Source organism: Desulfoferula mesophila, assembly GCF_037076455.1.
In the GTDB taxonomy this organism is placed as follows: Bacteria; Desulfobacterota; Desulfarculia; order Desulfarculales; family Desulfarculaceae; genus Desulfoferula; species Desulfoferula mesophila.
Genome location: NZ_AP028679.1, coordinates 3,994,352 through 4,016,830 on the forward strand (window position 1 = coordinate 3,994,352; position 22,479 = coordinate 4,016,830).

The 22,479-nt window shown below is 65.0% G+C and carries 17 protein-coding genes; 4 read left to right on the top strand and 13 right to left on the bottom strand.

The genetic code is table 11. The features are described from left to right. The first annotated feature begins 63 nt into the window (after positions 1 to 63). The 4 genes from AACH32_RS18430 to AACH32_RS18445 all read left to right on the top strand — a co-directional run bounded on the left by AACH32_RS18430 (position 64) and on the right by AACH32_RS18445 (position 4,386). Positions 64 to 876: an MBL fold metallo-hydrolase gene (locus AACH32_RS18430; protein ID WP_338602821.1), complete on the top strand. Its 813-nt coding sequence runs from the start codon at positions 64 to 66 to the stop codon at positions 874 to 876. A 64-nt stretch (positions 877 to 940) separates the two neighbouring features. Beyond that, positions 941 to 2,452, top strand: a complete 1,512-nt coding sequence (locus AACH32_RS18435; protein WP_338602824.1) for an adenylate/guanylate cyclase domain-containing protein — start codon at positions 941 to 943, stop codon at positions 2,450 to 2,452. Positions 2,453 to 2,612: 160 nt separating this feature from the next. After that, the gene (gene gshB / locus AACH32_RS18440; protein WP_338602826.1) at positions 2,613 to 3,608 is read left to right on the top strand and encodes a glutathione synthase; all 996 of its coding nucleotides are present in this window, start codon (positions 2,613 to 2,615) and stop codon (positions 3,606 to 3,608) included. Then, positions 3,601 to 4,386, top strand: a complete 786-nt coding sequence (locus tag AACH32_RS18445; protein WP_338602828.1) for an N-formylglutamate amidohydrolase — start codon at positions 3,601 to 3,603, stop codon at positions 4,384 to 4,386. The genes gshB and AACH32_RS18445 overlap by 8 nt, the downstream gene beginning before the upstream one ends. On the opposite strand, the gene AACH32_RS18450 is transcribed toward AACH32_RS18445, so the two are convergent. From AACH32_RS18450 to AACH32_RS18510, 13 genes are all read right to left on the bottom strand, one after another. Beyond that, entirely contained in the window at positions 4,334 to 4,861 is a 528-nt protein-coding gene (locus tag AACH32_RS18450) for a Crp/Fnr family transcriptional regulator (RefSeq protein WP_338602830.1), read from the bottom strand. The genes AACH32_RS18445 and AACH32_RS18450 overlap by 53 nt on opposite strands. Further along, on the bottom strand, positions 4,858 to 7,611 hold the full coding sequence (locus AACH32_RS18455) for an Npt1/Npt2 family nucleotide transporter (protein ID WP_338602832.1): 2,754 nt from the start codon (positions 7,609 to 7,611) through the stop codon (positions 4,858 to 4,860). The genes AACH32_RS18450 and AACH32_RS18455 overlap by 4 nt, the downstream gene beginning before the upstream one ends. A 114-nt stretch (positions 7,612 to 7,725) precedes the next feature. Beyond that, positions 7,726 to 8,745, bottom strand: a complete 1,020-nt coding sequence (locus AACH32_RS18460; protein WP_338602834.1) for an oligopeptide/dipeptide ABC transporter ATP-binding protein — start codon at positions 8,743 to 8,745, stop codon at positions 7,726 to 7,728. A gap of 18 nt (positions 8,746 to 8,763) precedes the next feature. Further along, a complete protein-coding gene (locus AACH32_RS18465) occupies positions 8,764 to 9,717 on the bottom strand; it encodes an ABC transporter ATP-binding protein (protein ID WP_338602838.1) in 954 nt (317 codons plus the stop codon). A gap of 2 nt (positions 9,718 to 9,719) precedes the next feature. Then, positions 9,720 to 10,649 (bottom strand): ABC transporter permease, encoded by a 930-nt coding sequence (locus tag AACH32_RS18470; protein ID WP_338602840.1) that lies wholly within the window; start codon positions 10,647 to 10,649, stop codon positions 9,720 to 9,722. Positions 10,650 to 10,652: 3 nt separating this feature from the next. Then, positions 10,653 to 11,624, bottom strand: coding sequence for an ABC transporter permease (locus tag AACH32_RS18475; RefSeq protein WP_338602842.1), 972 nt, complete (start codon positions 11,622 to 11,624; stop codon positions 10,653 to 10,655). 38 nt (positions 11,625 to 11,662) lie between these two features. Beyond that, positions 11,663 to 13,390, bottom strand: coding sequence for an ABC transporter substrate-binding protein (locus AACH32_RS18480; protein WP_338602844.1), 1,728 nt, complete (start codon positions 13,388 to 13,390; stop codon positions 11,663 to 11,665). A 128-nt stretch (positions 13,391 to 13,518) separates the two neighbouring features. After that, positions 13,519 to 14,397 (bottom strand): ATP-grasp domain-containing protein, encoded by an 879-nt coding sequence (locus AACH32_RS18485; protein ID WP_338602846.1) that lies wholly within the window; start codon positions 14,395 to 14,397, stop codon positions 13,519 to 13,521. A 4-nt stretch (positions 14,398 to 14,401) separates the two neighbouring features. Then, positions 14,402 to 16,252 (bottom strand): hypothetical protein, encoded by a 1,851-nt coding sequence (locus AACH32_RS18490; RefSeq protein ID WP_338602848.1) that lies wholly within the window; start codon positions 16,250 to 16,252, stop codon positions 14,402 to 14,404. A gap of 211 nt (positions 16,253 to 16,463) precedes the next feature. After that, on the bottom strand, positions 16,464 to 18,002 hold the full coding sequence (locus tag AACH32_RS18495) for a class I adenylate-forming enzyme family protein (protein ID WP_338602851.1): 1,539 nt from the start codon (positions 18,000 to 18,002) through the stop codon (positions 16,464 to 16,466). 27 nt (positions 18,003 to 18,029) lie between these two features. Continuing rightward, positions 18,030 to 19,967, bottom strand: coding sequence for a TRAP transporter permease (locus AACH32_RS18500; protein ID WP_338602853.1), 1,938 nt, complete (start codon positions 19,965 to 19,967; stop codon positions 18,030 to 18,032). A 71-nt stretch (positions 19,968 to 20,038) separates the two neighbouring features. Next, positions 20,039 to 21,109: a TAXI family TRAP transporter solute-binding subunit gene (locus AACH32_RS18505; RefSeq protein WP_338602855.1), complete on the bottom strand. Its 1,071-nt coding sequence runs from the start codon at positions 21,107 to 21,109 to the stop codon at positions 20,039 to 20,041. Positions 21,110 to 21,322: 213 nt separating this feature from the next. Next, the gene (locus AACH32_RS18510) at positions 21,323 to 22,252 is read right to left on the bottom strand and encodes a helix-turn-helix transcriptional regulator (protein WP_338602857.1); all 930 of its coding nucleotides are present in this window, start codon (positions 22,250 to 22,252) and stop codon (positions 21,323 to 21,325) included. Positions 22,253 to 22,479: the final 227 nt, after the last annotated feature.

The following is a 22,479-nucleotide window of genomic DNA, read 5'->3' on the forward strand; positions in this document are numbered from 1 at the left end:
TGCTAGGCTCTTTTTTGATGGGGGGATTGGGCCAATGCTGGATATAAGGGGAGGCTTGGCAACGTGCGCCTGAGATTCTGGGGAACCAGGGGCTCCATACCCGCGCCCGGTCCGGACACCGTGCGTTTCGGAGGCAACAGCACCTGTGTACAGTTGGAGCTGGGTGGCCGACAGGTCATCATCGACGCGGGCAGCGGCATCCGCCCCCTGGGCCGGGCCCTCTTGGGCCGGATGCACGAGGTGGTGCTGCTCATCACCCACCTGCATCCCGACCACCTGCTGGGTTTTCCCTTTTTCGCCCCCATCTTCGACCCGCGCATGACCATCCGGGTGGGCGGCTGGCCCAACGGCCTGCTCGGGCTCCGGCGCCTGTTCTATTCCGGCCGCCCGGTGGGGGGCTTTCCAGTGCCCTTCGATCTGTTGCCCGCCACCATCGTGCGCGACCCCGCCCTGGCCCCGCCGCGTTTTCGCCTGGGCGAATACATGGTGCGCACCGCGCCCCTGAGCCATCCCCAGGGCAGCATCGGTTATCGTTTCGACGGGCCCGAGGGCTGCCTGGTGTTCATTACCGACAACGAACTCCCCCCCCAGGGTCTCCCTTCCCACCTGGTTGATTTCTGCCGGGGCGCCAACGTGCTCATCCACGACTGCCAATACCTGCCCCAGGAGATGGGCCCCTTCCGGGGCCGGGGACACTCCGACTGGCCCTCGGCCCTGGCCCTGGCCCTGGCCGCGGGGGTAGGCCGCCTGATCTTCACCCACCACGACCCGGAACGCAGCGACCTGCAGGTGCAACAAATGGTGGATCAGGCCAGGGCCCATGCCCCAAAGCTGGCGGTGGACGCCGCCGCCGAGGGCATGGTGCTGGAACTATAGATTCATCCCCTCTCGCGGAGAAGACCGCTTGCGACCCGGTAGGCGATTCGTATTAGGCAACCTCATGCTGATTGGCAACTTTTTTGCCAATATCATGGGAGTGGCCCTCATGGCGGCCCTGGACCGTTGGGCCTATATGGTCCGTCTGCCCCAGATTCCGGAGATCGCCTGGCTGGTCGTCGGCTACGATGTTTTTGCCTTCATGGTGGGGTTTGTCTCGCTGCTTACCTACGAGCGCCCCATCCGGGCCCACTTGAACGACATCGCCCACAGCCGCGAATCCGCCCCGGCGCTGGCCAAAAAGGCCCGCCGCCGCCTGCTCAACGAGCCCTGGGTCGCCGTGGGGCTGAATCTTTTTCTTTGGGGCCTGGCCGCCCTGGTCTTCCCCCTGTTCCTGTCCCAAATGCCGGTGTTGTCCCACCTGGCCGGGGTGATGGCCCTGCGGGCCCTGTTCGTGGGAGCCATCACCGTCACCACCGCCTTTTTCTTCTTGGAGCACATGCTGCAGCACCGGCTTGCCCCGGTGTTTTTTCCCCATGGCGGCCTGTCGCGGGTGCGGGGAGCCTGGCGCATCCGCATCGGCGTGCGCATGGCCGGGCTTCTTCTGGGCGCCTGCATGGTCCCCTTTCTGGCCATCATCTTCACCATCCGCGGCTCGGCCCGCCTGGTGGAGATGGGAGCCATCCCTCCGGCAGAGGTGCTGGGTGATTTGCAAACGGCGGTGGTGGTGCTGTGCCTGCTGTTTATCATCAACGCCGTGGGGCTGGCCTTTTTGGTCACCTCCAACATGGTGCGCCCGCTGCGGGAAATCGTGCGGGTGCTGAGCAAGGTGCGCGGAGGGGATTTCTCGGACCAGGTGCAGTCCATGGCCAACGACGAGATCGGCTACACCGCCGACATGATCAACCAGATGACCGAAGGCCTGGCCGAGCGCGAACACATCAAGGACACCTTCGGCCTATATGTGAGCGAGCAGGTGCGCGACGAGATTTTGGCCGGGCGCATCCCCCTGGACGGGGAGATCAAGCAGGTCACCATGCTCTTCAGCGACCTGCGCGACTTCACTCCGCTGGCTGAGGCCACGCCGCCCAAGGACGTGGTGATGATCCTCAACGGCTATTTTCACCACATGGCCACCGTGGTGGAGGAGCACGGCGGCCTGGTGTTGCAATACGTGGGCGACGAAATCGAGGCGGTGTTCGGCGCGCCCCTTGCCCTGGAAAACCATGCCCGCCACGCCCTGGAGGCCGCCCTGGCCATGCGCCGGCACCTGGCCGCCTACAACGCCCGGCTCATAGCCAACGGGCACGCCCCCCTGCGCCACGGCATCGGCATCCACAGCGGGCCGGCCCTGGCGGCCAACATCGGCGGTGGGGGCAGGCTCAGCTACGCCCTGGTGGGCGACACCGTAAACCTCGCCGCCCGGCTGCAAGACCTGACCAAGGTCATGGGCCGCGACATCCTGGTGAGCGGCGCCACCGCCGACGCCCTGGGCCCGGGAGCGCCTCTGGAGCGCCTGAGCGCCACCACGGTCAAGGGCCGCAGCCAGCCGGTGGAGGTGTACGCGGTGCCTTGAAGGGCATCCTGCGCGCCTGTTTGTCTGGGCGTCTGTGTGCTAGACTTGGGCCTGCCGCGGGGTGGGGACGCCGCTTCCGCTGAGATGGAGCCTGGATTCTCCCGACGAATTCATCAAGCCCGGCAGCCAGGCGCATGGTTTTCTTTTATGGGGCGAAGGTATGATCGTAGCCTTTATGATGGACCCTCTGGAGTCCATCGAACCGGAAAACGAGACCACCAGTTGGTTGATGTACGAGTGCAACCAACGGGGGCACACGGTTTTTTTCCTGGAGCCCCATGACATCTATGTGCGCGGCTCCCGCCTGGTGGCCCGCATGCGCAACGTCAGCGTGGCCCCGGATCAACCCATGCGCGCCTATTGGGACGACGCCATCGCCTGCCTCAAGCGCGACGAGCTGATCTTCGAGGAGATCACCGACATCGACGCCCTGTTCTTGCGCAAGGACCCGCCGCTCAACTACCAGACCCTGGAGTACCTGCACCACGTGCGGGGCGAGGTGTTCACCATCAACAGCACCACCGGCCAGATGCTGGCCAGCAGCAAGCTGTACCTGCTCAACTTCCCGGACATAATTCCCGAAACCCACGTAAGCCGCGACCCCAAGCGCCTGCGCAAGATCATCGACGAGTTCGGCGGGTCCATGGTGGTCAAGCCCCTGAACCGCTCCCGGGGCGAGGGGGTCATCAAGGTAAGCAGCCACGACCGCGACAACCTCAACAGCCTGATCCACTATTACGTGAACTCCTACAAGCCCTACCCCGAGCGCGAGGCCATCATGGTGCAGGAGTACCTGGCCGAGGTGAAAAAGCACGGCGACGTGCGCATCATGCTGCTCAACGGGGAAATCCTGGGGGCCATGCGCCGCATACCGGCCAAGGGCGACTTCCGCACCAACATCCACGCCGGGGCCAGCCCGGCCAAGCACGAGATAAGCGCCACCGACCGGCGCATCTGCGACACCATCCGCCCCCGGCTCATGGCCGACGGGCTCTATTTCGTGGGACTGGACATCATCGGCGACAAGCTGGTGGAGATAAACGTGGTAAGCCCCGGCGGCATCCCGCGCATCAACCGGCTGGACGGCATCAAGATCGAGGCCCAGGTCATCGACTTCGTGGAGGAGCAGGTGCGCCGGCTCAAGGACCATGCCTAACCCGGCCGCGCCCCTGCCCCTGGTCGTCAGCCTGCCCCACTCATCGGCCCAGGTCCCCCCGGCCGCCGCCGCCCGCCTGGCCCTGAGCCCCTTGGAAGTGGAGCAGTCGGTGGATCTGGGCTCCACCGAGGTCTTTGGCCCCCTGCCCGTCCGCCACATGTTTCCCGCCCCCCAGACCCGCCTGGTGGTGGACCTGAACCGGGCCCCCGACGACCTGGGGCCCAAGGGGGTGGTGGCGGCCAAGGACTATGCCGGCCGCTGGGTGTTTTCCCAACAAGCCGCCCCGGAGCCGGGGCTGAAGCGGCAGTGGGTGGAAGGCCTGTGGCGGCCCTGGCATCGGCGATTGGCCGAGGCCCTGGATGATCCAGCGGTGCGGCTGCTGTTGGACGGTCACTCCCTGGACGGGGTGGGGCCCGCCGAGGCCCCGGACCCCGGCGCCAAGCGGGCCGACGTGGTGCTGAGCAACCGGGGCGACCAACAGGGCCAAGCGGCCGGGCGCGGGGATTTGACCTGTCCGCCCGAGGTGCTGCGCCTGTTGGGCCAGGCCCTGGAAGAACAGGGCCTGAGCGTGGCCTACAACACCCCCTACGTTGGGGGGCACATCATCGTGCGCTACGGCCCCTCGCTCATGGCGCGGGGCGCGGCGGCCGTGCAGATGGAGTTGAACAAGGACCTCTACGCCGACCCCGGCTACAGCAGGGTCTATTCCGAAAGGGCGGCCGAGCTCAGCCTTCGGTTGGAGCGGGCGCTACGTCTTTTTCTTTCACGCTGGCGATAAAGGAAGGGGGCAGGTCGCACACCGGGATGGCGTGAATCTTTTCGTGCAGCTTGCGCAGCCGGCGGCTCAGTTCCTTGCACATCTGCAAAGCCACCTGGGGATACTCGCGCACCGTTTCGTCGAACTCTCGCTTGTAGAGCACCAACAGCTTCACCGGGCCGTCGGCCACCACCGTGGCCGAGCGGGGGGCGTCGTCAAAAAGGGCCATCTCGCCCACGTAGTCGCCTTCGCCCAGGCTGGCCAACTCCATAGCGCAGCCGTCCTCACCCTCTTGGGAAACCACCACCTTGCCCTTGATGATGAGGTACATGCTCTCGCCCGCGTCGCCCTCGGTGATTATATTCTGGCCCGATTCGGCCTTGTCTTCCCGGCACACCGAGGCCACCGCGGCCAGCTCGGCCACGGCCAGTCCCTCGAAGATTTCCATGCGCCGAAGCAGCAGGATTTTTTCCGACAGGCTGGTTTCCTGACTCATGCCTCTCTCCTTGCCATATGGGCCAGACGGGACGCTTCCGCCTTCACGTAGGGGTTGCGGCTTTGCGCCAGCCGCCCCAGGGTTTCCCGGAAGGGCTCCAGGCCCCCCTCCCGCTGGCCCAGCACCACCAGGCTCAGGTACAGGGACACCCAGTTCTTTTTGGCCAGCATATGTTCCATCAACTCCCGCTCGTCGGCGAAGTGGATAGGCAGCTTGAACAGTTTGCGCCCCACCGCCAGGCTCTCAGCCACCTGCCCATCCTCCACCAGGGGCAGCATGGCCTGGGACAGATCCCGACCCACCATGGACTCCAAAGCCTCCACGGCGTTGGAGCGCAGCTTGGTGTCGGCCGAGGACAGACCCCGGATCACCAGGCGCATTTGGTCCGAATCCTCCTGGGTGGCCAAGACCCGGAGGATGGTCTCCACCCGGCCCTTCTTGTGCTCCAGCAAATGCTGGATCAACAGGTCGCGCTCCGGCGTGGCGGGCAGCTTGCCCAGGGCCTCGGCCTCCAGGATGTTGGAGTAGGCCAGGGCCAGGTTGCTCTTGGCAAAGGCGATTATCTCGCGGTCGCCTATCTTGAGGCGGCTCATCAGTTCGTACAGTCCCCGGCGCACCCGCCGGTTGGGCAGGCTCAAACCCTCGATCAACAGACCGCTGTCCAGGTTTTCCGCCTCGGAAAGCCGCTCCAGGGCCAACTCGCGCACCTCCTGCCGGCCGCTGCCCAGCAGACGGATGAAGGCCTTGAGATCGGTTTCGTCCTTGAGCTCCAAATAGCGCAGCACCTCCAGGGGCACCGAGGAGGGATCTTCGCGCAGGCGCTCCAGCACCAACTCGTCCAGGTGGGGGTCTTCCAGGCGGGACAGGGCGGCCAGGATGTCCGGGACCAGGTCGGAGGACGGGTCCTCGGCCAGCATGCGGCGCAACAGGGGACGGAACTCGCGGTTGTCCGAGCCCCCCGCCGCGATGACTCCCGCCCGCCGCTGATCATGGTCCGCGCCGTCCAGCCAGCCCTGGATCATGGGATGGTATTTTTCCGGCTCCAGGTGGTACAGGCCGATCACCGCCTGGGCCCGCACCCCCAGGTCGCTTTGTTCTTCCAGAAGCTTGGTAAGGAAGGAGGCCGACTCCTCCAAGGGCAGGCGCCCCGCGGCGGTGGCCAGGGCGGCGGTAAGCCGGGGCTTGGCCGGATCGGCCAGGTCCGCGTACGCCTCCAGGGCCTTGAGGCCGGCCGTCTTGGGCACCAGGGGCAACAGGCTGATGGCGGTCGCCTCGTCCTTGGCCCGAATGATTTTCAGCAGATGTTCCTCCATGTCGGGCACCTGCTGGGCCTGCATCATTTGGGCGTACCACAGGCAGGCCTTGCCCTGAGAGGCCATGCAGGCGTCCACCAGCTGCTCCTGGGCCCGCTTGTCCTTGAAGATGGCCCCCACGTCCTGGTCCTGCAGGGAGCGCAGGTCGATGACGTTGCGGCCGATGAGGCCCAAAAGGATGTCGGAATAGGAGCGCTTGAGCCATACGCTGGTGGTCACCCAGCCCAGGGCCACCGCCAGGCCCACCACCGACAGCCAACGCGGCGCCACCAGGTGTTCGGACAGGAAGATGATCCCCGAGCCCACCAGGATGCCCACCCGCACCACGGTGCCGCGCAAAAAGGGCCTGAGCAGGGCGCGGAACTCGTCGGGGAACAGCCCCACCAGGATGTTGCGGGCAGGGTTGTTGATGGTCACCAGGAGCACCCGGGTGGACAGGCGGGCGTACATGGCGGTGATGATGTCGAAGCGGAACAAAAAGGCCGCAAAGGCCAGGGCGTAGTTGGCCGGGTGGAACATCAGGGCCACGGGCAGGCCCCAGCGGTTGTAGATCTTGCCCACGAACAGCAGGATGAACAGGCTGACGATGTTGAGCGCCCCCCGGAAGTAGCCGAAAAAGGCCACCATGCCGCCCTCGGTGGCGTAGGTCTCGTTCACCGCGAAGTTGAACTGGTAGTTCATTATCGGCAGGGCGATGTTGGGCAACAGGGTCAACAGCACCAGGATTTTGAGCAGGGCGGACTCCTTGAGCATGGGGCCGATCTGCTTGAATTCCTGGACCAGGTTTACTTTGGGGGCCTTTTTCTTACCCTTGCGCTCCGTGATTTTCAGCGCCGGATACTGGATGGACATGCCCCAGACCATGACCGCTCCGGCCATGCAGGTGACCGTGTAGGCCAGCATGAGGTTGTCGAAGCTGATGGCCTTGGACAGGGCCGGGGTGAGGAAGCTGCCCACGATGGCCCCGATCACTCCCCCGGCGGTGATCAGGGGAAAGATGCGCTTGGACTGGCGGGTGTTGAAAAAGTCGTTGGCCAGGTTCCAGAAAACCAGGGCCAACAGCCCCTCGTACTGGGCCTTGAGCACGAACAACACCGGGTAGATCATGTCGTAGCCCAGGTTCACCAACGGGCGCAGGGCCCCCACCGACAGTCCGCAGAACACCATCATGTAGGTCAGCATGCGCGTGCTGGGCAGCTTGCGCAGCACCCCGGTTATGGCCGCCATGATAACGAAGGTGGTCAGGGAGTTGATGATGTAGACGATGGGCAGGTATTCAACCCCGAAACGCTTTAGAAAGGCGGTTTCGGCGAAGTTGTTGAAAAGGATGTTGGAGGTTCTGATCAGGTAAAGGATGGCCGCCGACCACAGGAACACCCCGATTTCATCGGGTTGCACCTTCAACCAACGGCTTATAAAGGATTTTACACTGTTCATCGCCCCACCCGCCGAGGGGTTAACCACGCTCGTCCCGTCCGCCGTTCATCTTAATCCGCGCCCCCCACGTACGCAAGGACCGTGAAGCGATCCTACCGATCCTACGGCGATATATCACCCGGCGACGGACACCGCTTCGGAATCCTCGACAAAGTGGCAGAGGGCCACCTGCTCCCCGCCCACACGGCGCCAGGGAGGGTAGGTGCCGGCGCACAGGAGCCGCTCGGCCAAGGCGCAGCGGCGGAAAAATGGGCACCCCACCTGGGAGGTGGCCGGCCGCTCGGCGGCCAGCAGAGTGTTGTAGGTGGGCACCTGGGCGCTGCGGCCGAACTTGGGCGTGGCGTCGATAAGGGCCTTGGTGTAGGGGTGGCGGGGAGAGCTTATCACCTGTTCGGCCGGTCCCTGCTCCACCATGTGGCCGCGATAGATGACCCCTATGCGGTCGCACAAATAACGGGCCGAGGCCATGGAGTGGGTGATGAACATGATGGTGGCCCCCATCTTGTCGCGCACCCCCTGGAGAATCTCGAAGATCTGGGCCGAATAGGAGGCGTCGAGCATGCTGGTGGGCTCGTCGGCCACCAGCAGGCTGGGTTCCAGGACGATGGCCCGGGCGATGGCCACCCGCTGCCGCTGCCCGCCGCTGAGCTGGTGGGGAAAGCGGTATACGTAGTCCTCGGCCGGGCTGAGCCCCGCAGTCTTGAGCACCTTGAGCACCCGCTCCATGTGGTCCAGGGGGCTGCCCAGCTTGTTGGTTATCAAGGGCTCGGCCACGCTGTCGGCGATGGTCACCTGGGGGTTCAGGGACTGGTAGGGGTCTTGAAAGACCATCTGCACCCGGCGGCGGTACTCCTTGAGCTTTTTGCCCCTGAGGTGGGTGATGTCGTCGCCGTTGAGGCGGATGCTGCCCTGGTCGGCCTCTTCCAGGCGCACGATGAGCCGCCCGCAGGTGGTCTTGCCGCTGCCGCTCTCGCCCACCAAGCCGAAGATCTCGCCCTGGCGCAGCGAGAGGTTTATCTCGTTCAAGGCCACCACCAGGCGGCCGCCGCCCCTAAAGACGTTGCCCCTGGTGCGGTAGAAACGGCTCACCCCCTTGAGTTGCAGGATGGTCTTTTTTTCGTGGTTGTCGCTCATATATCCTGGCCCCTCACTTCAGCAATGATCACACAGGACGAAATGCCCCGGCGCCACCTCTTGCCATTTGGGCGGCGAGAGCTTGCACGAGGCGGTGTCCTTGGGACAGCGGTCGCAGAAACGGCAACCGGGGATGGTGCCGGTGAGGTTGGGCGGCTCTCCGGGGATGGGAGCCAGCTTGGTCTTGGGGCCGGCCAGGGTGGGGAAGGAGCTGACCAGGGCCTTGGTGTAGGGGTGGTGGGAGTTGAAAAACACCTCCTCGGCCGGGCCGGACTCCACCAGCTGGCCGGCATACATCACCCCGATCTGATGGCACACCTCGGCCACGATGGAGATGTCGTGGCTGATGAAGATGATGCCGATGTTGAACTGGCGCTGCAGTTCCTTGGTCTCCTTGAGGATCTGGTCCTGCACGATGACGTCCAGGGCGGTGGTGGGCTCGTCGGCGATGACCAGCTTGGGGTTGAGGGCCAGGGCCATGGCGATGATGGCCCGCTGTTTCATGCCCCCGCTGTATTGGTGGGGGAAGTCGTAGAGCCGCTCCAGGGGCAGGCCCACCAGATTGAACAGCCCCTCCACCCGCTCCATCGCCTCGTGGTCGTCCACTTCCGGGCGGTGCACCTGGATGGCCTCCACCATCTGGGCGCTGATGCGCTTGACCGGGTTCAGGGCGTTCATGGCCGCCTGGAAGATCATGGAGATATCGTTCCAGCGCACCTTGCGCATCTCGTCCTCGGGAAGGGCGCTGATCTCCACCCCGTCCAGCACGATGCGCCCGTTGGTGATGCGGCCGTTGGAGGGCAAGAGGCCCATCAGGGCCATGCCGATGGTGGTCTTGCCGCAGCCGCTTTCGCCCACCAGGCCCAGGGAGCGTCCCGGCTCCAGGGAAAAGTTCACCCCGTCCACCGCCTTCAATAGGCCCTTGGCCGTCTGGTAGCCGATGCTCAGGTTTTCCACCTTGAGTAGCGTCATTATCAGCCTGCCTGGGTTTCGTCGCGCAGGCGGGGGTCCAGGACTTCGTCCATGGCCCGGCCCAGCATGTAAAACGATAGGGTGATGAGACTGATGCAGATGCCAGGCGGCAACAGCCAGTAGGGCGCCTGGAACATGTGCCCGGTCTTCCAGACCCATTGCAGCATCATGCCCCAGCTCACCGTGCCGGGGTCGCCGAAGCCCAGGAAGGCCAGCCCCGCCTCGATGACGATGGCGCTGGTGACCCTGAAGGTCATGTAGAGAAAGGCCAGGGGCAGCACGTTGGGCATGATGTGCCGGAAGATGATGCGCGAATGGCTGGCCCCGGCCACCCGGGCCGCGTCGATGAAGGGCCGCTGCTTCAGGCTAAGGGTCTGGGCCCTGATGATGCGGCTGACCCCCGGCCAGCGGAACAGGGCGATCATCAGCACGATCATCCAGATGGATAGCTTGCCGAACAAGGCGGCCAGCATCAGCACCACCAGCAGGGTGGGCAGCACCATGATCATGTCGGCCAGGCGCATCAGGGCGGTGTCGGTGAAGCGGCCCATGTAGCCGGCGGTCATGCCCACCGCGGTGCCCAGCACCACGGACATGAAGGCGGCGGACACGCCCACCATGAAGGCCACCCGGGCCCCGGCCAGCAGTTGGCTGAAGATGTCGCGGCCCATGAAGTCGGTGCCCAGCCAGTGCTGCCAGCTGGGGCCCACCGAGGAGACGACCTTGGGGTCCACCCCGGTCATGGGATGATACATGGGATCGATCATGGGCGGGATGTAGGAACAGGCGGCCATGAGCCCAAACATGACCAATAGGGACATGCCGATGCGGCCCAGGGGGTTGCGCAAAAACACCCGCCAGTTTTCCATGAATCGCTGGCGCCACAGGGCGCGGCGCTTGGCCTTGAGAGTTCGTACGGCGTCGTTTCCCATGCTCTAGTACCTGATCCTGGGGTCGAGGTAGGCGTAGAGCACGTCCACCACCACGTTTGAGAGTAGCACCACCGTGGATATCAGCAAAAAGGAGGCCTGGGCCAGGGGGTAGTCGTTGTGGCTGACCGCAAACACCAGCTCGCGGCCGATGCCCGGCCAGGAGAACACCGTCTCGGTGAGCGCCCCGCCGTTGATGGAAAAGGCCAGGGAAAGGCCCACGCTGGTCACCACCGGCAGCCAGGCGTTGGGCGCGGCGTGCTTGTTGCGGATGGCCCGCTCGGTAAGGCCCTTGGCCCGGGCCAGGAGGATGTAGTCCTCCTTGAGGGTGTCCAGCATGGACGAGCGCATCACCAACAGGTAGCTGCCGAAGTGGATGAGAAACAGCGTGGTCAGGGGCAGGATCATGTGATAGAGCACGTCGCCCGCCTTGGTGAAGAACCCGGCCGTGGGGTCCAGCCATACGTCGTCGGAGACCATGCCGGTTATGGGGAACCAGTCCAACTGGTAGGCGAATATCCATACCAACAACAGGGCCAGCCAGGGCAAGAACAGGGTATGGGTGACCAGGGCCGCTATGGTCAGGGCAAGGTCGGTGCCCTTGCCCTTGCGCCAGGCGGCTATCTTGCCCCAGGAGATGCCCACCATGGCCGAGAGCAGCACCGCCGTGGTGAACAGCAGGATGGTGTTGGGCAGCTTGTCCCAGATCACCCGGGCCACCGGCTCCCCATAGTGGATGGAGTAGCCGAACTCGCCGGTGGAGCAGTTCTTAAGGTAGATGAGGTACTGCTTCCATATCGGTTGGTCCAGACCCAACTGCTCGATCAGGTGCTGGGTCTCCTCCGGGGTCATCTCCGGGTCCACCATGCGTGAAACCGGGTCTCCCGGCGCCAGCCTGAACAGCACAAAGAGGATGGTGAGAATGCAGAACAAAATCACCATCACCTGCGCCAGGCGCTTTAGAACGTATTTCCTCATGTCTTATTCAGCGCGCTCGCTTGGCCTGTATGTTTTCTCTACTTGGGTTTGATATCACAGAACGACCAGAGGTTGCCCACGCCGTCGAGCATGGGCACCCAACCGGTGAAACGGTCGATGCGCACCCCCTCGATGACGGTGGGGTTGTACAGCGGTATGTAGGGCACCGCGGTCATCAGTATGCTTTGCAGCATCATCACCTTTTCGCGCCGCATCTTGGGGTCCATGGAATCGTTGGCGTCGGTGGCCATGGCGTCGAAGGCCGCGCTCTCATAGCCGCTCATGTTCCAGCCGTTGGGCTTGTTCATCTTGGAGTGGAAGAAGGCGCGCAGATAGCCGGGGTCCAGCGACAGCTTGCCGTAACCCAGGATGAAGCAATCGAAGTCGTGCTGGCCCTTCACCTTCTGAATGAGCGCCCCGAAGGCCATGGGGCGGCTTACCGCGGGCATGCCCAGGGCCCGGAGCCACTCCTGGATGATCTGGCCGCTCATGGCCCGGTGGGGGTCGTAGTCGGCCGGAGGGGTGAGGATGGTGAAGTCCTTCATGGGCAAGCCGTCCGGCAGGATGATGCCCTTGGCCTTTTGCACCTGGCCCTGGTCGTTGACCGGCGGCACCTCCCAGGTGTAGCCCGCCTCCTTGAGGATTTCGTAGGCCTTTTTCACCCGCTGGTCGTAGGCCATGCCCTGGCCGTACTTGGGCACGTCGGGGTTGTAGTAGAAGCTGTTGCCCGGCGGGATCACCGACCAGAGCACCTCGCCATAGCCCTGCAGGATGCGCTTGACGATGAAGTCCTTGTCGATGATGGTGGCCACGGCCTGGCGCAGGGCCATGTCGTCAAAGGGGGCCTTGCGCACGTTGAAGCCCATGTAGTACAGCCCGCTCTTGTTGCTCACGAACAACTTGATGTCCTTGTCGTCCTTGAGCTGGTCCAGGTAGCCGGGCTGGATGCTGTTCCAGTAAAAGTCGATGGAGCCCTTGCGCAGGGCCAGCACCGCCGCGTCGGCGGTCCCGAACACCTTGAAGATCATGCCGGAGATGTAAGGGCCCATCTTGAAGCCCTCCATGGTCTGGCCCTTGGCGAAGAAATGGGGGTTGGTCTTCAGGTAGACGAACACTCCCTTTTTCCACTGGTCCAGCATGAAGGGGCCGGTGCCCACGGGCTGGTCCACCCCGAAGCGCAACAGGGCGGTGAGGGGCTTTTCAGATTTGCGGGCCTCGGCCACCACCTTTTCCCACTGCTTTTTCTGCACGATGGGGGTGGTCAGGGTGCGGGTGAGGAAGATGGCCTTGGGCTTCTTTAGCTCAAAGCGCACCGTGTGCTTGTCCACGGCCACGATATTTTGGATGAAGCTCCACTTGGAGCTCTGCTTGGGGATCTTGAATTCCTTGATGAGGTTGCCGGTGAACACCACGTCCTCGGCGGTGAAGTCGCTGCCGTCGGACCACTTGGCCGGCCTGAGCTTGAGGGTATAGGTGAGCTCGCCGGGGTCGTACACCGGTTCACCGGCGGCCAGCCAAGGCACCAGCTTGGACTCCTTGGGCTCGCGCACGAACAGGGGTTCGTAAATCATGCTGAGCACCCGGCTGGACCAGGCGTCGCTGGCCAGCCACAGGTTCAGGCTCTTGGGGTCTTCCAAGACCCCGATCTTGAGAATGCCGTTGGAAGCCGCCTGGGATACCGGAGCCAAACCCAGCAAAAGCGTCACGAAGAGGGTCAAGGCGGTGAGCCCAAAGGTGAGCCGTGCGAATTTGGAGTGTTTTTTCACCAGCGTCCCTCGCTTTCTCAAATGCGAATTTTCCCCAAAAATTGCTGAGACCAACCCTCTCGCGCCCTTTCTCTAGGCGCGGGGTCAATTATTTATTATATGATAATGGTAACTAATAATAAACAGCCTTACGTCTCGCGCGCGATTTTCAGGGCGTGATCCAGGAGCAGGCCGGCCACGTCCAGCCCGGTGGCCTCTTCCAGGCCTTGGAAACCGGGGGAGTGGTTTACCTCCATAGCATAATACATCTTGTCGCCCACGCGAACCAAATCCACGCCGGCCACCTCCAGGCCCAGGGCCTGGGCGGCCCGGACGGCCAGGCGCCCCGCCTCGCCGTCCGTCTCCAGGGAGCGGGCGCGGCCCCCCAGGTGCACGTTGGCCCGGAACTCTCCCGGCGGCGGGGTAAGCTCCACCGCCGCCGCGGCCCGGCCGCCCACCACCAGCACCCGGATGTCGCGCCGATCCTGGGGGGGCAGGTAGCGCTGCAACAAGATCCCCCGGCGCTGGCGCAGCCACAGGCGGCGGGCCAGGTCGGCCTCGGCCTCGCCCAGCAGCAGGGCCACCCCGCGCCCCTGGCGGCCCTGGGGCAGCTTGGCCACCAGGGGGTAGCCCCCCAGGCGCTCCACCGCCGCCGCCCAGGCCTGGGGGCGGTTGATGAAAACCGTGTCCGGCACCTTGATCCCCGCCGCGCTCAGGGTTTGCAGGCAGCGGTCCTTGAAGCTGGCCGTCTCTACCGCCGCGGGGCGATTGACGAGCCGGCAGCCCAAGAGCTCCAGGTGGCGCAGCAACAACAGGGTGTAGGGGCTGATGGTGGAGCCCACCCGGGGAAAGGCCAGCGTGGGCGCCGGCCGCCCTTCCAGCAGCCCGGCCCCCTCCCCGGTCAGGGCGCACCAGGTGTGGAAGGGGTGCAAAAGCTCCAAGCTCAGGCCACGGGAACGGGCGGCCTCGATCAGGCGTCGGTTGGGGTGGTAGTCCTTCCCCTGCACGCTGATCACCGCCAGGCGCATGGCTCTAACTCTCCTCCCCCAGCTCCGGGTCCTGGTCTCGGGGCATCCATATCTGCATGGGCTTGTCCAGGCGCTTACTGTAATAGGTGAGCGCCAACCGCTGGCCGTTGCGGGCCAAAAGCTTCTGTCCGGGCAGATTGTCTTGGCCGGTGATGATGATCATCTTGCGGCCCTCCGACCTGGCGATGACCCCCCGCACCAGGGCATTGCTCACCCCGGTGCCCCGGTATTCGGGGCGGATGGAGATGTAGCCGCGTTCGGTGTAGCCGGTGAGATCCAGGCCGGACTGCTCCTTGAGGCTGGCCACGTACTCCGGCCTCAAACGCTTGAGGGTGTCCGTGCCCACGATCACCCCCTCTTCGCTGGCATAGGAAACCAGATAGGCGTTGGCCAGGTTGAAGCGCAGCCACTGCGGCTTAACCTTGCCCGCCGCCAAAACCAGCAGGGCGATCTCCTCCAGCACCTCGGGGGCGATGTCCTCTGGCTTGGCGAATACGTAGGTCAGATTTTCCCCCAGGCGGTAGACCTCCTCGCCCGTCGGGCGCACCCGCCAGTGGCGGACCGCGTCGCAGCCGTGGCGATCCAGATAGAGCAGAAGATGGGCCGGGACGGCCAACTGGCGCCACAAGGGGCCGCCGGGCAAGGGGGCCACCTGGCGGTAGGCCTCGGCCCTGGGTTCGCCGATACGGCTCCGGGGGTGGGGCGACCAGGGCCAGAGCACGGGCCGCGACCAGGAGTGGACCGTATGGGGATTGGAGCCCACGAAGTCCAGCAGAGCCTGGGCCCAGTCGCCGGAGCCCTCCAGGGGCAGCCGCAAATGGTTCCACAGCCCGGCGCGGGAGGCGGCCAGCAGGCCTTGGCTCACCTGCTCCAGGGCCGGGCCGCCGCCGGAGGCGGCCCGCCATTGGATGAGGCGCGTCCCGCCCTGGAACAGGGCCGTCAAGACCTGGGCCGAGGGCGGATCGCTCAGGGAAGCGGCCAGGCCCAGGGGCAGCGGGTTGCCCTTGAGGGCCGGGGCCAGGGCCTCCAGGTAGGTGGCGGGCAGCTCCCGATTGGTGATCAGCGCCCCGCCCGCCTCCTGGGCGGCCGCCCGGGAGATCGCCTGGGCCAGGCTGGCGGGCCCCTCCCCGGCCTCCAGGTCCAGAGCGACCACCGGGGCCGGGCTCAAGGGGCCCGAGAAGCTCGGGGCGGAGACGGATGGATCGGCGGATTGGTCCGGGCCTTGGCCCAAGAGCGAGGCGGCCAACGCCCGCAGGGGGCCGGGGTCGGCGGAGGAAAAAACATGATCCCAGGCCGGGCCGGAGCCCGTGGGGGCGCCCTCCAGCCCCAGGCACTCGCCCACCCAGGCCACCACCGCCTGGGGGCGGTGCTTTTTGAGCCACAAGCCCATCACCGCCGCGCCCAGGCACTGGCCGGGGACATCCAGGGCCAGCAGCACCAGGGCCTGGCTCTCCGGTGGCAGACGGCGCTCCAGGTTCTCTTGCGCCCAGGCGTGCAGGGGATGGCTCTCGTCCCGGGCCAGCTCCAGCAAACTCTCCAGGTCGGCCTCTTCCGGCAGGCCGAGCCCCGCGAAACCGTAGCTTCCCAGCCCAGGCTTTGGTTCCGCCTGGGCCAGGCCCTCCTTCAGGGCGCGCCGGGCTCGCAAATAAAGGGCCGGGTCGTAAAACCCCGGCCCTTGCCAAACCCGGGCCGCCTCGGCCCGGGGCCCGCCCAACAGGCGCTGGTTCCAAAAATCCCGGTTGGCGTCCCACACCGCCAAGGGCTCCAGGCCACGCAGGGCCTGGGCGGCCCATTGGGCCGCGCAGGGCGCGGCCGCCGCGCCGCCCAGGGGCGGGTTTACCACCAGGATTCGCATCTGATCTCCCCTAAGGGCGTCGCCGACGCCCCCTCCCTCCGTCACTGTCCAACCACGCTCCATAGTTATCCCCCCAACTGCTTACAAATCAAGGCCTTTTCTGGTGTTCTCCCTCCTCGGCGCGCCAAAAGCAGGACAATTTTGGGCCAAACGCCCCCCTTGAGCCGCGTTTGGCCGAATTAACCAAGATGAAACGATGCGACCGGTCCGGTCAGACCTTGAACTCGGAGTCGCCCCAATACCGGTCGCGCAGCTTGCGTTTGAGTATCTTGCCCACCGGACTGCGGGGGAGTTGATCCACGAAATCCACCGAGCGGGGCTTGAGGTAGTCGGCCAGGCGGGTGGCGCAAAAATCCCGCAGTTCCTCGAAGCTGCTCTCCTGCCCCGGCTTGAGCACCACCACCGCCTTGAGCACCTCGCCCCAGGTGGGGTCGGGCACCCCGATCACCGCCGCCTCGGCCACCTTGGGGTGCCTGAGCAACACCTCCTCCACCTCGCTGGGGTAGATGTTCTCCCCCCCGCTGATGACCATGTCGGTGCGCCGGTCCACGATGTAGAGATAGCCGTCCTCGTCCAGCTTGCCCAGGTCGCCCAGGGTGAACCAGCCGTCCCGGAAGGCCTCGTCGGTCTTTTGGGAATCGCGGTAATAGCCGCTGAACAGGCTGGGCCCCTGCAGGTAGATCTCGCCCACCTGGCCCACGGGCACCTCGGCGCCGCGTTCGTCCAGGAGCCTGAGGAACACGTCCCAGGCGGGGCGGCCCACCGAGCGGGGTTTGCGCCTCATTTCCTCGGCCGTGATATTGGTGATGATCAGCGTCTCGGTGGCGGCGTAAAACTCGTGGAGCACCGGCCCGAAGCGGTTGAGGGCGGCCTCCTCGAGGGGGGCGGGCATGGGCGAGCCCCCGCTGGTGAGCATGCTCAGGCTGGAGGTGTCGAAGTCCCGGTGGTCGGGCAGGGACAGGATGGCGTTGAACATGGTGGGCACCAGGAAGCTGTAGGTCACCCGGTGGCGCTGCACCAGCTCCAGGTATTCCCGGGGATCGAAGCGCTTGGTCACCACCGCCGTGCCGCCCATGTACAGGGCCAGGGAGGTGAAGTTGCGCGGCGCGGTGTGCCAGAAGGGGCCGGGGTTCAGGGTCACCCCGCCCTGGCGGATGCCGTAGTCCAGCACCTTGTAGAGATAGCCGGCCACTATGGCCCGGTTGCTGGTCAGGGCCCCCTTGCTGCGTCCGGTGGTGCCCCCGGTGTAGCCGATGAACAGGGTGTCCTCGGGGTGCAGCTCCGCCTGGGGTTCGTCCTCGCGGGAGTTGGCCAGCAGCTCTTCATAGGCGTGGGCCCCCGGCAGCGCCGGTCCCTGGCCCAGCATCAGCAGACAGCCGGCCACCGCTTGGCGGGCCTCGGGGGGCAGGCTGTCGTAGAGGACCACGAACTCCGGCCCCAACACCAGGCCCGAGGCCTGGGAGTGGGAGATGCGATAGGCGATGTCCGGGGCCTTGAGGCGGTGGTTGATGGGCACCATCCACACCCCCAGCTTGGCGGTGGCGTGGTAGATCTCCAGGTATTCGTTGCCGCTCAGAGCCAGCACCGCCAGCTTGTCACCCTTGCCCAGGCCCAGGCCGCTCAGGGCGTGGGCCAGGCGGTTGACCCTGGCGTTGAACTGGCTATAGCTCCAGGAGCGATCCTCGAAGATCACCGCGGTTTTGTCGGGGTGGCGTTGGGCGCTGCGCGCCAGGGCTCTGCCCATCAGCATGGCTTATGCTCCTCGGGGACGCTCGATCTAGGTTTGGCTGGAGGCGGCCGAAGCGGGGCGGGGGCTGCCGGCGGCGGCCGCCCTTTGGGGCCCGGAGCGGCGCTTGCGGTAATTGCCCAGCAGGATGATGGCGGCCAGGGCCAGGGCGGGAGCGAGAAGCCAGGCGGTTCCCGTGGCGGCCACCGCCAGCAGGGCCAGGCCGCTGGCCGCGCTGCCCAGACGCTCCCAAACCTTGAGCCGATCCAGGAAATAGCCCACCAGGCCCACCTGGAACAGGCCCAGCCCCAGGATCACCAACAGCACCGTCACGGCCAGCTGGCCCAGGTCGCTGCCCGGGGTGAGCAGCAGGGAGCCGTTGTAGGCGAAGACGTAGGGCACCAGAAAGCCCGCCCCCGCCGCGCCCATGGAATAAAAGGCGGTCTTGACGTAGCGGGCCTCGGCGATGCGGCTGGCCACGATGGCGGCCATGCCCACCGGCGGGGTGAGACCGGAAAAGGCGCCGAAGTAAAAGGCGAACATGTGGGCCTGGATTGGCTCCACCCCCAGGCGGATCAGGGCGGGGATGGCCACCATGGCCCCCACCAGATAGGCCGCCACGGTGGGAACCTCCAGACCCAGGATGATCACGCAGCCCATGGACATGGCCAGGGCCAGGAACAGGCTGCCCCCGGACCAGGCCTCCACCGAGTAGCCCACCAAGAGCCCCAGGCCGGTTTTGGTGACCAGGGCGATGATGGGCCCCAGGGTGGCGCAGGCCACGGCCACCTTGGCCCCGGTGATCGCGCCCTTGACGCAGCCGGTCAACACCCTGGCCAGGGGGGGCCGGGTGCGCCGGCGCAGCAGGCTGAGCCCCAGCAGGCCCACGATGCCCCAGAAGGCGGCGAACATGGCCGGGTAGCCCCAGAAGAACAGCAGCACGATGGCCAGCACCGGCAACACGAACAGGGGTGCGCTGGCCCACAGGGTGGCCCGGTCGGGCTCTTCGGTCAGGGGGGCCACCCGGTTCTTGAGCGCCGAGAAATGCACGAAAAAGCCCACCGAGATGAAATACAAGACGGCGGGGATGGCCGCGCTGGAGATGATGTCGGCGTAGGGCACCCCCAGCAGGTCGGCCATGACAAAGGCCCCGGCGCCCATGATGGGGGGCATGATCTGGGCCCCGCCCGAGGCCGCCGCCTCCACGCTGGCCGCCACCTCCGGCCGGTAGCCCACCCGCTTCATTAGGGGGATGGTGAACGCTCCGGTGACCGCGATGTTGGGGGTGGCCTGGCCGGTGGTCATGCCCATCAGGGCCGAGGAGATCACCGCGGTCATGGCCGGGCCGGAGCGGGAATAGCGCCCCACCACCTTGCCCAGCTCCAGGAAAAAGTCGTTGGCCCCCAGGGCGGCCAACATGCCCCCGAACAGGATGAACAGGAAGATTACGTTGGCGCTGATCACCAGGATGGAGCCCCACAGATCGTAGGAGCCGAAGGTGAGGTCCACGGTGGTGATGATCTCGTTGACCGAGAGGATGGGCCCGCCCAGCAGGTAGCCCCAAAAACCGTAGGCCAACAAAAGGCAGGCCATGAGCGGCAGGATGAAGCCGAAGCTGGCGTAGCAGGCGGTGAAGACGATGAACACCACCGCGAAGCCCACCACCACGTCCGGCGGGGTGGGGAAGCCGATGTTGAACAGCAGCCGCTCCAGGTTGAGCCACAGATAGGTGACCACCGCCAGGGTGGCCACGATGAGCAGCCACCAGAACCAGCGGCCTCGCTTGGCCTTAAGCGCCCCCAAGAAGACCAGGGTGAGGGCCAGCCCCAGGTGGATCATGCGGTGCTCGATGGTGCCCACCACCGAGTAATAGACGTTGATCAGATGGTACAGGGCCATGACCACGGCCACCAAGGCGATGGCCAGGTCCAAACGGGAGGGGAACATCCCCATAATCATCTTGTTGTTTTGCTTGTCGCTGTCGGCCATGCCCGATCGATCCTGCCCGTAGTCATGAGCGGCGGGCCCCTCTCGGCCGGGGCCGAGAAGGGCTCCCCGAGTTATTCAGAGGGATAGAGTTTTTCGAAATACTTGAGCCCGAAGGGGATCTTGTTCTCGTTGTAGAACTTGACCGCTCCGGGGTGCCAGTCCTTCTGGGGCGCGGGGTAGGCCCCGAAATTGTTCGGGCCCCAGCCCTTGGCCGCGGCGTGGTAGGTGACCAAGTCCTTGGCATGCGCCGTGGTCACCTTGAGAATTTCGTAGACCACGTCGGCGGGCATGTCCGGATACACCGCCCAGCCCAGCACGATGTTGAAGCACAGCACGTTTTGCCGGGGCAGGCCGTCGCCCAAAACGCCCTTCTTGAGGGTGGCGGTGGCGCCGTACACGTCGCCGTAGAGCTTGCCCGAGGCCTTGCGCATGGCCGGGGTGGCGGTCACGAAATACACCTTGCGCTTGGACAAAAGCTCCTTGAGCTTGGGCACGGTGGTGTAGACCCCGTTGCCCCGCTCGGGGCAAAAGGCCAGGGCCGCGTCGGTCTTGCCCAGGATCATGTCGTTGTAGCCGGCATAGGCGGTGAACTGCCACTTGATGGAGTCCAGCACCTCCTTGCCCGCCCCGCCGATCAGCTTTTGGGTCATGTCGAACTTGGTGGTGCCCTTGGGCCAGGTGGCCACCCGCTTGCCCTTGAGGTCGGCCAGGGTCTTGATATTGGGGTCCAGGGTGACCAGGCACACCGCCAGCGACTGCTGGTAGGCCATGATCATCAGGTCCTTGAACTTGTCCGCGTCCTGGTTGAAGGGAGCCTCGCCCTTTTTTGCCTTGTCGAACATCTCGGCGGAGCAGGTGAAAAAGGTGCGCGAACGCTTGCCGGGGCTCATGCCCACCAGCTTGATGTTCTCCGGGGTGCCGCTGGACTCCAGCACCGAGCCGCGCACCCATTCGGAGTGCTTGTTCAACAGGTCGCACATGCCGAAGCCCAGGATGTAGCTGGAGCCTCCGAAGGTGGTGGTGCGCGCCTCCACCCGGTAGAGCTTGGGGGCCGCCTGGCTGGAGCCGGGCACGGCCAACCACGCGGTGGACAAAGCCAGGACGCAACCCACCGCCAGCGCCGCGAGAGCGAATTTTTTCATAACCATTCAACCTCCCATACAAAGTTTTACGGTCCAGGCCGCCTTTCCCCCACCCCTGGGCATTCAACAAAAATCATCCGGACGGCTGGACCGTTGATTGCGGCCTTCCATGTTAAGACCTGAACGGGCCAAGCGAAATATAAATTATTGTGAGGTTATTGGTAGGTAGATACTATTACTTTGACCGGGCTCCAAAGGAGACTGGGTGGCGGCTCAAGACATCTGCCTAAGGTAAGTGCAAAGATTCAAGCGCTTTTTCTTGAGCCCCAGCTTGGCGCGGATGTTTTGGCGGTGGAAGGCCACCGCGTTGTCGCTGATGGCCAAGACCTGGGCTATCTCGCTGGAGCCCTTGCCCTCGCGCACCAGGCGGGCCACCTCCAGCTCCTTGGGGGTGAGCCCCACCAGCTTGGATGAAAGGCGGCGGGCAAAGGGCGAGGCGATCTCATTCACCCCGGAACGCACCGCCTCGGCCAGGGCCCGCTGGTCCGGGCTCAGACCGCAACTCAGCAGGCGCTCCATGAAAGGAGTGACCAGCTGGGCCACGCTGGCGTTGACCTTGGCCTCCAGCTCCTTTTTCTCCTCGGCCCGGTGGTTGAGCATCACCTTGAGGGCGGTGTTGGCCGCCTCCAACTCGGCGGTGCGCTCGGCCACCTTGACCTCCAGTTGCTCGTGGGCCTTTTTGAGCGCCTCCTCGGCCAGCTTCCTCTGGCTGATATCCTCCACGATGACGATGAACAAAAAGGGGCTGCCCTGAGCGTCGCGGGCCAGGCAACAGCGCACGCTGGCCCACCACAACTCCCCGTTGCGGCGGAAATAGCGTTTCTCCACCGTGTAGTCCTCTATTTCACCGGTCAAGAGCTTCTTGAAGCGCTCCACGGTCCAGTAGTCATCGGGGTGGGTGCACTCCCACAGGCGGAGCTTGAGAAACTCGGGGTCGCCGGGGTCGTAGCCGAACAATTCGCTGATGCGCTGGTTGGCCAGGCGTATGCGTCCGGCCAGATCGCCGTGGATGATGCCCACCGGAGCCTGCTCAAAGGTGAGCCGGAAACGGGCCTCGCTTTGGGCCATATCCAGGGAGGGAGCCTCCCGGCCCGGATTGCGGCGGGTTGGCCGCTGGGTGTTTTTGTCGCCTTGTCCTGCCATGCCCGTCCTCCCGGTTCGCGGCCCGACAAACCTCGCGTTCCGCTCATATTATACTATCACTGCCTACCAATATATGCGGCTCTTTCCCCTGCCGGCCCGGCGGGAGCCCTACCTGTGCCAAGCGAGGCCTATGCCAAAGAAGACATAGGTAACTTATTGATTATACAGCAATATCCTCTTGACCCCTCTCCGGTGCTGGGTCACAATGGCATAGTCTTCATAAATTC